The following is an 11941-nucleotide window of genomic DNA, read 5'->3' as shown; positions in this document are numbered from 1 at the left end:
GCCGGCGGCCATGTGCCTCGCGTAGGTGAGGCTGCCGGGCGGCGGCAGGAGCGCCAGCGTGCGGCGGCCGCGCGCGGCGAGGCGGTCGACCGCGATCTCGGCGTAGGCGGCGTTGTCGAAGTCGTAGAACGGGTGCGCGAACTCCATCTCGGTGCGCCCGTGGGTGGCGAAGGGAAAGCCCGCCTCGTGCAGGTAGCGCGCGCGCCGGTCCTGCGGCTCGATGCGCGAGAAGATCACCCCGTCGGCCGACCCGGTCTCGACGATGTAGCGCACCGGATCGAGCGGGTCGCTGGCGCGCGAATAGGGCGTGACGATCAGGTGGTAGGGCGAGGCGGCGAGCCGCTCGCAGATGCCGTGGACAATGTGCGAGGTGAGGCCGAGCGCCTCGGTCTCGGTCGGGAGGATCAGGCTGATGACGTTGGTCTTGCCGGTTCGCAGGCGCACGCCGGCGCGGTTCGGGCGGTAGCCGATCTGCCGCGCCACCAGCCGCACGCGCTCCTTGGTGGCCTGGCCGATGTCGGGCGCGTCGTTCAGCGCGCGCGACACCGTCGTTACCCCGAGACCGGTCATGTAGGCGATCGTCTTCAGCGTCGGACGGCCGTCGCGCCCGGCGGGCGCGGGGTGGTCATCCTCCGGCCGGCTCATCGCCGCCCCGCGCGGCCGGAGTGCGCGTTTCGCGACGGGCGGGCCGGCGAGGTTTGCGTCATGGCGACGGTAACGTTACAGGAGCGGGCCGCGTCCGGCAAGCGGGATCGCGCGCGCCGCATCGCACCTGTCTGATGACGTCGCCTGGGTCAGAGAAGTAAAGAATCCGTTGCGAGCGCCGCGATTGCGCGGATCCGAGGAGGAACCGCCAGCGGACGGGGAGCGAGGAAACTTTCCGTTGCCTGCCGTGCGAGCCCGTGTGATACCTGCGGCCTATAACGATGCAGGGAGGCTCTGATGAGGATTGGCAGCTTGACCGCCGCGCTGGCGGGCTCCGCGGCCCTCTGGGCCGGCGCGGCCTTCGCGACCGGCCTCGAGGTGACGCACTGGTGGACATCGGGGGGCGAGGCGGCGGCGGTCGCCGAGTTCGCCGAGGCGTTCGACGCCACCGGCAACGAGTGGGTCGACGCCGCGATCGCAGGCTCGGGCTCGACCGCGCGCCCGATCATGATCAGCCGCATCACCGGCGGCGACCCGATGGCGGCGACCCAGTTCAATCACGGGCGGCAGGCCGAGGAGCTGGTCGAGGCGGGCCTGATGCGCGACCTGACCGAGCTCGCCGCGGCGGAAGGATGGGCCGACGTGGTCGCCGCGCCGGCGCTGCTCGAAAGCTGCACGCTCGACGGCAGGATCTACTGCGTGCCGGTCAACATCCATTCGTGGCAGTGGATGTGGCTCTCGAACAAGGCGTTCGAGGAGGCGGGCGTCGCGGTGCCGGCGAGCTGGGAGGAGCTGGTCGCCGCCGCGCCGAAGCTGCGCGAGGCCGGCAAGATCCCGCTCGCGGTCGGCGGCGAGCCCTGGCAGCAGAGCGGCGTCTTCAACGTGCTGATGAACGCGCTCGGCGGCAAGGAGCTCACGCTCAAAGTCTATGACGACAAGGATGCGGAGGTCGCGGCCGGTCCCGAGGTCGCGAAGATATTCGAGGCGCTCGTCCAGGCCCGCGAGATGTCGCAGGGCGGCAACGTCAAGAGCTGGAACGAGGCGACCAATCTCGTGATCACCGACCAGGCCGGCGCCCAGATCATGGGCGACTGGGCGCAGGGCGAGTTCCAGGTCGCCGGCGAGGTCGCGGGCGTCGACTATACCTGCCTGCCGGGCCTCGGCGACAACGCGATCATCTCGGCCGACGGCGACGCCTTCTATTTCCCGCTGCTCGACGACGAGGAGAAGGCGAAGGCGCAGGAGACGCTGGCCTCGGTGATGTTCAACGCCGAGACGCAGGTCGCCTTCAACCTGAAGAAGGGCTCGCTGCCGATCCGCAAGGACGTCGATCTCGACGCCGCCAACGACTGCATGAAGAAGGGCCTTGCGATCCTCGCGGCGGGGAACACCATCAAGTCGACCGACTCGATGATCACTCCCGACACCACGACGCAGACGAACGAGCTGTTCACCCAGTTCTTCGCGGACCCGGACATGACCGCGGCGGACGCCCAGGCGCGCTTCGCCGAGATCATCGCCAGCGCCGACTAGCGGTTCCCGATCCGACCGGCCGCCGGATCCGCTCCGGCGGCCGCCCAGCAACGGCCCACCGGGGGAGGGGGCGCCGCATGCCGTCCGAACGTCCGAGCCAGCTCCTGCGCAACCTCAGCGCCAAGCTCGCCTCGGTCCCGATGATCCTGACCGCCGTCGTCGTCTTCCTCGGCGGCACGATCTGGACGATCGTGCATTCCTTCACCAACTCGAAGCTCCTGCCGCGGCTGAACTTCGTCGGGCTCGACCAGTACGAGCGCCTGTGGAGCAACGACCGCTGGCTGGTCTCGATCGAGAACCTGGCGATCTACGGCGTCCTGAGCCTGATCTTCAGCCTGGCGATCGGCTTCCTGCTCGCGACGCTCCTCGACCAGAAGATCCGCTTCGAGGACACGTTCCGCACGATCTTCCTCTATCCGTTCGCGCTGTCGTTCATCGTGACCGGGCTGGTCTGGCAGTGGCTTCTCAACCCCGATTTCGGGGTGCAGAGCGTGATCCGCAGGCTCGGCTTCGAGGGCTTCGTCTTCGATCCGCTCTACGACGCCGACATCGTCATCTACGGCGTCCTGATCGCGGGGCTGTGGCAGGGCACGGGGCTCGTGATGTGCCTGATGCTCGCGGGCCTGCGCGGGATCGACGAGGACATCTGGAAGGCGGCGCGCATCGACGGCATACCGACCTGGAAGACCTATCTCTTCGTCGTGATCCCGATGATGCGGCCCGTCTTCATCACCACGCTCGTCATCATCGCCGCCGGCATCGTCAAGCTCTACGATCTCGTGGTGGCGCAAACGGGCGGCGGCCCGGGCATCGCCTCGGAGGTGCCGGCGAAGTACGTCTACGACATGATGTTCCTCGCCCAGAACCTCGGGCAGGGCTTCGCCGCCTCGACGATGATGCTGCTCTCCGTCGCCGTCATCCTGATCCCCTGGGCCTACCTCGAGTTCGGAGGCAGGCGCCGTGTCTAGTCCCTCCGCCATCGCCGGGGCGGTCCTCGCCGACGCCGCCATCGAGAGCCGCGCCGATGCCGGCCCGCGCGGGGCGCGGCCGCGGCGGGCCTTCTCGCGCCGCAATGTCTTCCTCTACGGGACGCTGATCCTCGTCGCGGTCTATTATCTGCTGCCGCTCTACGTGATGGTCGTCACCTCGCTGAAGGGGATGCCCGAGATCCGACTCGGCAACATCTTCGCGCCGCCGGTGGAGATCACCTTCGAGCCCTGGGTGAAGGCCTGGGCCACCGCCTGCACCGGCCTCAACTGCGACGGGCTCAGCCGCGGCTTCTGGAATTCGGTGCGGATCACGGTTCCTTCCGTGATCCTCTCGATCGCCATCGCCTCGGTGAACGGCTACGCGCTCGCCAACTGGCGCTTCAGGGGTTCGGAGACCTTCTTCGCGATCCTGATCTTCGGGGCCTTCATCCCGTATCAGGTGATGCTCTACCCGATCGTCATCCTGCTGCGCGAGATCGGCCTCTACGGCACGCTCTGGGGCCTCGTGATCGTGCACACCATCTTCGGGATGCCGATCCTGACGCTGCTGTTCCGCAACTACTTCACCTCCGTTCCCGAGGAGATCTTCAGGGCGGCGCGGGTGGATGGGGCCGGGTTCTGGGCGATCTACTTCAAGATCATGCTGCCGATGGCGCTGCCGATCTTCGTAGTCGCCATCATCCTTCAGGTCACCGGCATATGGAACGACTTCCTCTTCGGCGTCGTCTACACCAAGCCCGACACCTATCCGATGACCGTCCAGCTCAACAACATCGTCAATTCCACGCAGGGCGTGAAGGAATACAACATCAACATGGCGGCGACGATCCTGACCGGGCTGGCGCCGCTCGCCATCTACTTCGTCTCCGGCAAGCTGTTCGTGCGCGGCATCGCCGCGGGCGCGGTGAAGGGCTGAGCGCATGAACATGACCGCCACCATGCCGACCAGCGTCTCGGTCAGGGACCTGCGCCTCGCCTATGGCGGCCTGACCGTGCTCGACCGGCTGAACCTCGACATCGCCGAGGGCGAGTTCGTCGTGCTGCTCGGCCCCTCGGGCTGCGGCAAGTCGACGCTGCTGAACTGCATCGCCGGGCTTCTCGACATCACCGACGGGCAGGTCTTCATCAAGGGCAGGAACGTCACCTGGGACGAGCCGAAGGACCGCGGCATCGGCATGGTGTTCCAGTCCTATGCGCTCTATCCGCAGATGAGCGTGCGCGGAAACCTGAGCTTCGGGCTGAAGAACGCGCGGCTTCCCCGGGCCGAGATCGAGACCCGCATCGCCCGCGCCGCGAAGATCCTCCAGATCGAGCCGCTGCTCGACCGCAAGCCCGCCGCGCTCTCCGGCGGCCAGCGCCAGCGCGTCGCCATCGGCCGGGCGCTGGTGCGCGACGTCGACGTTTTCCTGTTCGACGAGCCCCTGTCGAACCTCGACGCCAAGCTGCGCTCGGAGCTTCGGGTCGAGATCAAGCGGCTGCACCAGAGCCTCGAGAACACCATGGTCTACGTCACCCACGACCAGATCGAGGCGCTGACCCTCGCCGACCGCATCGCGGTGATGCGCGGCGGGGTGATCCAGCAGCTCGCCGACCCCAAGACCATCTACAACAGGCCCGCGAACCTGTTCGTGGCGGGCTTCATCGGCTCGCCGGCAATGACCTTCCTGAAGGGTCGGATCGAGGCCGGCGGCGACATCGCGACGTTCCGCGCCGGCGACGCGACGGTTCCGCTCGCGGGCTATGTCGGCGAGATCCCGGCGCCGGGCGGCGAGGCGATCCTCGGGGTGCGGCCGGAGCACGTGACGGTGCGGCCGGCGGGCGCGGGCGCCCATGCCGCGAGGGTCGATCTCGACGAGCCGATGGGGTCGGACAGCCTGATCTGGCTGACGTTCGCCGGCCAGCCGCTGTCGGCGCGCGCCGGCGCCGACCACGGCCTGCGCCACGGCGACGCGGTCGGGCTCGAGTTCGACATCTCCAGGGCCTCCCTCTTCGACCCGGCGAGCGAGCAGCGCCTCTGAACGCCGACCCGGCGGCACGCCCGATGGCAAGCCCCGTTCCAGCCCAATTCAAGCCTGAGGAAATCCCGATGACCGACTTCTCCTTCCAGCTCTACAGCGCCCGGAACTTCCCGCCGCTCGCGGACGTGCTCTCGATGGTCGCCAGCGCTGGCTACAAGGGCGTCGAGGGCTATGGCGCGCTCTATGCCGACGACGCCAAAGTGGAGGAATTGAAGAGGAATCTCGCCACCTCCGGGCTCGGGATGCCCACGGGCCACTTCTCGCTCCAGATGATCGAGGACGCGCCGGGGAAGGTGATCGGGATCGCCCGCGCCCTCGGGATCGAGACGGTCTACTGCCCCTATCTCCTGCCCGACGAGCGCCCCGACAGCGGCACGGGCTACGAGGAATTCGGCCGGCGGCTGGCCCGCGCCGGCGCCCCGCTCAGGGCCGAGGGACTCGGCTTCGGCTGGCACAACCACGACTTCGAATTCCAGAGGACCACCGACGGCGCCATCCCGCAGGAGGCGATCTTCGAGGGCGGGCCGGATCTCGAATGGGAGGCGGACATCGCCTGGGTGATCAAGGGCGGCGCCGACCCGTTCCACTACATCGAGACCTTCGGCCCGAAGATCACCGCGGTGCACGTGAAGGACATCGCGCCGGCCGGCGCCAACGCCGGCGAGGACGGCTGGGCCGACGTCGGCCAGGGCACTATGGACTGGAAGGGCCTGATGTCGGCGCTGAGGAAGACGCCGGCGAGGAACTTCGTGATGGAGCACGACAACCCTTCGGACGCGAAGCGTTTCGCCGAACGCTCGATCGCCGCCGCCAGGGCGCTGTGAGGACGACATGACCCGAGAACTCGGCATCGGCATCATCGGTTGCGGCAACATCTCCGCGGCCTATTTCAGGCTCGCGCCCCTGTTCCGGGGACTCTCCATGCGCGCCTGCGCCGACATGAACCCCGCGGCCGCGCAGGCGCGCGCGTCGGAATTCGGCGTCGAGGCGCAGTCGGTCGAGGCGCTGCTCGCCAACCCGGCCGTGGACGTCGTCATCAACCTGACCATCCCGGCCGCGCACTTCGAGGTGTCGAAGGCGGCGCTCGACGCGGGCAAGCACGTCTATTCCGAGAAGCCCTTCGTGCTGAGCGTCGACGAGGGGCTGGAGCTCGAGCGCATCTCCGACGCCGGGGGCCTGCGCGTCGGCTCCGCCCCCGACACCTTCCTCGGCGGCGCGCACCAGTTCGCGCGCAAGCTCGTCGACGACGGCGCCATCGGCACGCCGACCTCGGGCACGGCCTTCGTGATGTCCTTCGGGATGGAGCACTGGCATCCGAACCCGGACTTCTTCTTCCTGCCGGGCGCGGGGCCGATCCTCGATCTCGGGCCCTACTACCTCGCCGATCTCTTCAACCTCATCGGCCCGGTGCGCCGCGTGGCGGCGCTGACCTCCGCTGCGACCCCGACGCGGACGATCCTGACCGAGGGCCCCCGCAAGGGCGAGATGATCCCGGTCGAGACGCCGACGACGATCCACGCGCTGCTCGACTTCGTCTCCGGCGCGCAGGTGACGCTGGCGGCGAGCTGGGACGTCGCGGCGACGCGCCACCGCAACATCGAGCTCTACGGCACGGACGGGGCGCTGTTCGTGCCCGATCCGAACTGGTTCGGCGGCACGGTGGAGCTCACGCGCGGGCGCTCGGGCCGGACCGAGGAAGTGGCCCAGTGGGATCACCCGTTCGGCGTGCCGAACGACCCGCGCCCGGACGGCGGCTTCGCCAACTACCGCACCGCGGGGCTCGCCGACATGGCGATGGCGATCATCGAGGGCCGCGAGGCGCGCTGCTCGCTGGAGCGCGCGCTGCACGGGATCGACGTGATGACCGGCATCCTGCGCGCCGGCGCGGAAGGCCGCTTCGTCGAGATGCGCACCACCTGCACCCGCCCCGAGCCGCTCGACCCCGACGCGGCGCGGGCGCTGCTCGCGACGGCGCCGGCGTGAGGACCGCTGCGAGCGAGTGATCCGTCGCCGCGGCGGCGCAGGCGGTCCGGCGCAACCGGCCCCTGTCCCTTTCGTCAGGTGATGCGGGCGAGCAGGGCGGCGTGGAGGGCGGGGCCGGCGACGATCATGCCGGCGACGAGCGGCCTCGGGTTGTTGTAGACGGCAGCGGCGCCGGCGCGGGTGGTGACGGTCGCGCCGGCCTCGCGGGCGATCAGGTCGCCGGCGGCGACGTCCCATTCCCAGCAGTCACGGAAGGTCAGCATGGCGTCGAAGCGGCCCTCGGCGGCGAGGCAGAGCCGGTAGGCGAGCGAGGGGCGCATGTGGCGCTCCAGCCGGGGGGCCGCGCCGCCGCGCCAGTGGCGCGGGTCGAGCTGGGCGGCGGTGGCGAGGACGCGGGCGTCGTCGAGATCCGTTCGCGGGCTCGCCGTGATCGGCGCGTCGTTCATCCAGGCGCCGCTCCCGGCGGCGGCGCGGTAGCTGCGTTCGAGCAGCGGCAGGTGCACGACGCCAGCGACGATCCGTCCGCGCTCGGCGACGGCGAGCGAGTGCGCCCAGGCCCGCTGGCCGGAGGCGAAGGCGCGCGTGCCGTCGATCGGGTCGACGATGAAGACGCGGCCGGCCGCCAGCCGCTCGGGGCCGTCCACGCTCTCCTCCGACAGCCAGCCGTAGTCCGGGCGGGCGGCGCGCAGCGTCTCGCGCAGCATCCGGTCGACCTCGAGATCGGCCTCCGTCACCGGGCCGAGCCCGCCCGGCTTCTCCACAGCCTTCGGCCCGGCGCGGAAGTGGCGCAGCGCGATCTCGCCGGCGGCGCGCGCCGCCTCGAGCAGCAGGGAGACGTCGTCGTCCCCCGCGACGGGCGCCGCGTCAGGCGCCGGCAATCACGAGCCCGTCGACGAGCAGGCTCGGGACCACGCGGCCGAGATGCGCGCGCGCGTCGTCGGCCGCGATGATCGAGGCGAGCATCGGTCGCAGCGATCCCGCGATGGTGCATTCGTTGACCGGGCGGACGATCTCGCCGTTCTCGACCCAGAACCCGCTCGCGCCCCGCGAGTAGTCGCCGGTCGTCGGGTTGATCGACGATCCGATCAGCCCGGTGACGAGCAGGCCGGTCCCCATCTCGGCGAGGAGCGCGTCGCGACTGCGCGGCGGCGCGCCATTGGTCAGCTCGAGGTTCCCGGCCGTGGGCATGGGCGGGCCGCCGGGGTCGCGCGAGGCGTTGGCGGTCGAGGCGAGCCCGAGCTGGCGGCCGGTGGCGAGGTCGAGCGTCCAGCTCGTCAGCACGCCGTCGGCGACGATCCGGCGCCGTGCGGTCGGCAGGCCCTCGGCGTCGAACGGACGCGAGCCGCCGATCCGGGGCCGGAACGGGTCTTCCACGAGGTCGAAGCCCGCCGGCAGCACCCGCTCGCCCATCGCGTCCTTGAGCCAGCTCGCGCCGCGAGCGATGGCGACGCCGTTGATCGCGCCGACGAGGTGGCCGATCAGCGAGGAGGCGACGCGCTCGTCGAAGACCACCGGGAAGGCGCCCGTCGGCGGCTTGGAGGCGCCGTGGCGCGCGACGGCGCGCTCGCCTGCGCGCTGGCCGATGGTCTCGGGGCTTTCGAGGTCGGCCCCGTGGGCGCGCCAGTCATGGGCGTGGTCGCGCTCCATGGCGAGGCCCTCGCCCGAGATCGCCACCGCCTGAACGGAGTGCCCGGTGGAAGCCATGCCGCCGGAGAAGCCGTTGGTCGCGGCGAAATGGCCCGAGACCGAACTCCAGCCGGCGCCGGCGGCGTCCATTCTGGTCACGCCCGGGACGGCGAGCGCGGCGGCCTCGGCCCGGCGCGCGACCGCCTCCAGCGCGGCGGGGCCGGGCGGCGGCGCCGGGTCGACGAGGTCGAGCGCGGCGATGTCCCAGTCACGCGCCAGCTGGCCGGGTTCGGCGAGGCCGCACCAGGGATCCTCCGGCGCCTCGCGGGCCATGGCGACGGCGCGCTCGGCCATCGCGGCGATGGTCTCGGGGCGCACGTCGGAGGCGGAGACGAAGGCCTGCCGGCGGCCGATCAGCACGCGCAGGCCGATGTCGACGCCCTCGGCGCGCTGGGCCTCCTCGAGCGCGCCGCCGCGCACCTCGATCGACAGGCTCTCGCCGGCGACCGCCATCGCGTCGGCCGCCTCGGCCCCGGCGCGGCGGGCGGCGTCGAGCATGCGATCGGTGAGGCCCGCGAGGTCATGCGCGGGCGCGTCGGCGCTCTGCGGACGGGCGGGGGCGGTGCGGGCGGTCATGGGAAGGGGCCTCCGGGGCGCGCGGCGTCGCCGCCTAGGTAGGCCCTCGGCGGGCGCGACACAACCGCCGCCCCTTGCGTTCCCGCGCCCGGTCGCCTTTGATCGACGAGCGCGAGGCCAGCCGGAGAGGGCGGGAAGATGGGCATCCTGGACGGCAAGACGGCGATCGTCACCGGCGCGGGGCGCGGCATCGGCGCCGCGGCGGCCGAGGCGATGGCGGCGGAGGGCGCGGCGGTGCTGCTGCTCGCGCGCCGCTCGGCGGACATCACCGAACTGGCCGGGCGGTTGCGCCGCGACGGCGGCCGGGTCGAGGCGATGACCTGCGACGTCGCGCGCTGGAGCCAGGTCGAGGCCGCGGTCGCCTTCGCGCGCGAGAGCTTCGGGCGGATCGACATCCTTGTGAACAACGCGGCGGTGATCGACCCGATCGCGCCGCTGGCGGGCGCCGATCCCGAGGCCTGGGGCGACGCGATCGACATCGGGGTCAAGGGCGTCTTCCACGGGATGCGGGCGACGCTGCCCGGGATGCGCGCGCAGGGCTCGGGGGTGATCGTCAACCTCGGCTCCGGCGCGGCGCACAACCCGCTGGAGGGCTGGAGCGCCTACTGCGCGGGCAAGGCGGCGGTGCACATGCTGACGCGCTGCGCGCACCTGGAGAACCGGGGCCGCGGGGTGCGGGTCATGACGCTCTCGCCCGGCACGGTGGCCACCGACATGCAGCGGCGCATCCGGGCGAGCGGGATCAACCCGGTGAGCCAGATGGACTTCGCGAGCCATGCCCCGGCGAGCGCCCCGGCGCGCGCGATCGCCTGGCTCTGCACCGAAGCCGCCGCCGACCTCGCCGGCGAGGAGGTCTCGCTGCGCGACCCCGCCATCCGGACCCGCGTCGGGCTCGACTGACCCCTCTCCGGCGGCCGGCGCCGTTTCAAGTTGAGCACCATGGTCGGCTCGGCCTTCGCGGCCGGGCAGTTCGGGCGCGCCCCGGTCAGCCCTTGGGGTGGGCGGTGGTGCGCAGGTAGGGCAGGACCCGCGTGAAGCCGCCGAAGCGCTTCTCGGCGTCCTCGTCCGTGACGGCGGCGGTGACGATCACGTCCTCGCCCTGCTTCCAGTTCGCCGGCGTCGCCACCTGGTGCCGGGCGTTCAGCTGGATCGAGTCGAGCGCGCGGATGATCTCGTCGAAGTTGCGCCCCGTCGTCATCGGATAGGTCAGCGCCAGCTTGATCCGCTTGTCCGGCCCGATGATGTAGACCGTGCGCACCGTTGCGTTGTCGGCCGGGGTGCGGCCCTCCCACGACTCGCCCGCCTCGGCCGGCAACATGTCGTAGAGCTTGGCCACCTTGAGGTCACGGTCGCCGATCAGCGGATAGTTCACCCGGTTGCCGGTGACGGTCTCGATGTCGTCCTTCCACTTCTCGTTGTTCTCGACCGGATCGACGGAGATCCCGAGGATCTTCACGTCCCGCCTGGCGAACTCGCCCGCTATGCCCTGCATCGCCCCGAGCTCGGTGGTGCAGACGGGCGTGAAGGCGCGCGGGTGACTGAAGAGGATCGCCCATCCGTCCCCGATCCAGTCGTGAAAGCGGATGCGACCCTCGGTCGTATCGGCCTCGAAGTCCGGCGCGATGTCGTTGATGCGCAGGCTCATGACGGCTCCTTCCTGACGTTTCGTCGCCCGTTCGGGCGCTGGTCGCGAGCTATATCACCCTCCTCCGGCGGGGTCGACAGGGGCAGCATGACTGTCGCCGCGATCGTCTCGTCGCGCAATATTCTGATAAGACAGGAAATCCGTCGCCAAGTCCCGGCGCCGAAAGCACGCGCGGCGCGGCATTGACTGACCCCGCCCAGTCGCTAGGTTCGCGGGCGAACAGGAACCCTCGAACCGGAGCGCCACGATGGTACAGCGGCTGCATTTCGTCTTTGGCGGAGAACTCGTGGACCCGCAGCGCTCCGAATTCCGCGACCCCGCGGCCATCGACATGGTCGGCGTCTTCCCGAACTACGCGACCGCCTTCGCAGCCTGGAAGGCCAAGGCCCAGGCGACGGTCGACAACGCGCACATGCGCTACTTCATCGCCCATATCCATCGCCTCACCGATGAGGAAAGCGAGGCCGGCCCGACCGCGGAGCTCGGCTGAGCGCCCGGCGCGGCGCGCCATGTCCCCGCCGCCTCTTCCGGCCCCGCCCCGGTCGTTCCTGCTCGGGTGCTACCTGGCGCTGTCGCGGCGCGCCGGCGGGCTCGGGCGGCGCCTGCTGCGCCGGCGCGCCCGCGCCGGCAAGGAGGATCCGAACCGGATCGGCGAGCGCATGGGCATCGCCGGCGTCCCCCGCCCGGAGGGCCGGCTCGTCTGGTTCCACGCCGCGAGCGTCGGCGAGGCGGTGTCGCTTCTGGAACTCCTGCGCCGGCTCGAGGTCGGGCGTCCCGACCTCGCCTGCCTCGTGACCACGGTCACGCTGACCTCGGCGGACCTGCTCGCCGCCCGCCTGCCGGACCGGGTGATCCACCAGTTCGTG

The 11941-nt window shown here is 70.9% G+C and carries 13 protein-coding genes; 9 read left to right on the top strand and 4 right to left on the bottom strand.

Translation table 11 applies throughout. The annotated features are described in order from the left end of the window. On the bottom strand, positions 1-645 hold a 645-nt coding region (locus tag KBA23_RS13380), incomplete at its 3' end, for a LacI family DNA-binding transcriptional regulator (RefSeq protein WP_290741736.1). 297 nt (positions 646-942) lie between these two features. Between KBA23_RS13380 and KBA23_RS13375 the strand changes: the two genes are divergently transcribed. From KBA23_RS13375 to KBA23_RS13350, 6 genes are all read left to right on the top strand, one after another. Further along, positions 943-2178, top strand: coding sequence for an ABC transporter substrate-binding protein (locus KBA23_RS13375; protein ID WP_290741735.1), 1236 nt, complete (start codon positions 943-945; stop codon positions 2176-2178). A 77-nt stretch (positions 2179-2255) separates the two neighbouring features. Continuing rightward, on the top strand, positions 2256-3146 hold the full coding sequence (locus tag KBA23_RS13370) for a carbohydrate ABC transporter permease (protein WP_290741733.1): 891 nt from the start codon (positions 2256-2258) through the stop codon (positions 3144-3146). A 40-nt stretch (positions 3147-3186) separates the two neighbouring features. After that, entirely contained in the window at positions 3187-4083 is an 897-nt protein-coding gene (locus KBA23_RS13365; protein WP_290741741.1) for a carbohydrate ABC transporter permease, read from the top strand. A gap of 10 nt (positions 4084-4093) precedes the next feature. After that, on the top strand, positions 4094-5185 hold the full coding sequence (locus tag KBA23_RS13360; protein WP_290741739.1) for an ABC transporter ATP-binding protein: 1092 nt from the start codon (positions 4094-4096) through the stop codon (positions 5183-5185). Between the two features lie 68 nt (positions 5186-5253). Next, positions 5254-6009 carry a sugar phosphate isomerase/epimerase gene (locus tag KBA23_RS13355; protein ID WP_290741731.1) on the top strand — a complete coding sequence of 252 codons (756 nt, stop codon included), beginning with the start codon at positions 5254-5256 and terminating at the stop codon, positions 6007-6009. 7 nt (positions 6010-6016) lie between these two features. Beyond that, positions 6017-7168 carry a Gfo/Idh/MocA family oxidoreductase gene (locus KBA23_RS13350; protein WP_290741729.1) on the top strand — a complete coding sequence of 384 codons (1152 nt, stop codon included), beginning with the start codon at positions 6017-6019 and terminating at the stop codon, positions 7166-7168. Positions 7169-7242: 74 nt separating this feature from the next. On the opposite strand, the gene KBA23_RS13345 is transcribed toward KBA23_RS13350, so the two are convergent. Both KBA23_RS13345 and KBA23_RS13340 read right to left on the bottom strand, forming a co-directional pair. After that, positions 7243-8046 carry a 3'(2'),5'-bisphosphate nucleotidase CysQ gene (locus tag KBA23_RS13345; protein WP_290741727.1) on the bottom strand — a complete coding sequence of 268 codons (804 nt, stop codon included), beginning with the start codon at positions 8044-8046 and terminating at the stop codon, positions 7243-7245. Then, positions 8033-9352, bottom strand: coding sequence for a metallopeptidase TldD-related protein (locus KBA23_RS13340; RefSeq protein WP_290741737.1), 1320 nt, complete (start codon positions 9350-9352; stop codon positions 8033-8035). Before KBA23_RS13340 ends, KBA23_RS13345 begins: the two co-directional genes overlap by 14 nt. A gap of 216 nt (positions 9353-9568) precedes the next feature. Between KBA23_RS13340 and KBA23_RS13335 the strand changes: the two genes are divergently transcribed. After that, a complete protein-coding gene (locus KBA23_RS13335; protein ID WP_290741725.1) occupies positions 9569-10330 on the top strand; it encodes an SDR family oxidoreductase in 762 nt (253 codons plus the stop codon). An 85-nt stretch (positions 10331-10415) separates the two neighbouring features. Here KBA23_RS13335 and KBA23_RS13330 read toward each other — a convergent pair whose 3' ends face one another. Next, positions 10416-11075, bottom strand: coding sequence for a peroxiredoxin (locus KBA23_RS13330; protein ID WP_290741723.1), 660 nt, complete (start codon positions 11073-11075; stop codon positions 10416-10418). A gap of 247 nt (positions 11076-11322) precedes the next feature. Here KBA23_RS13330 and KBA23_RS13325 point away from each other — a divergent pair, with 247 nt between their 5' ends. After that, positions 11323-11565 carry a DUF4170 domain-containing protein gene (locus KBA23_RS13325; protein ID WP_290741721.1) on the top strand — a complete coding sequence of 81 codons (243 nt, stop codon included), beginning with the start codon at positions 11323-11325 and terminating at the stop codon, positions 11563-11565. A 19-nt stretch (positions 11566-11584) separates the two neighbouring features. After that, positions 11585-11941: glycosyltransferase N-terminal domain-containing protein (locus KBA23_RS13320; RefSeq protein WP_290741719.1), on the top strand; the 357-nt coding region annotated here is incomplete at its 3' end.

This window comes from Amaricoccus sp., assembly GCF_017995835.1.
Taxonomy (GTDB): Bacteria; Pseudomonadota; Alphaproteobacteria; order Rhodobacterales; family Rhodobacteraceae; genus Amaricoccus.
The sequence above is the reverse complement of the archived record's forward strand: the minus strand, read 5'-3'. Positions and strand labels throughout refer to the sequence as shown.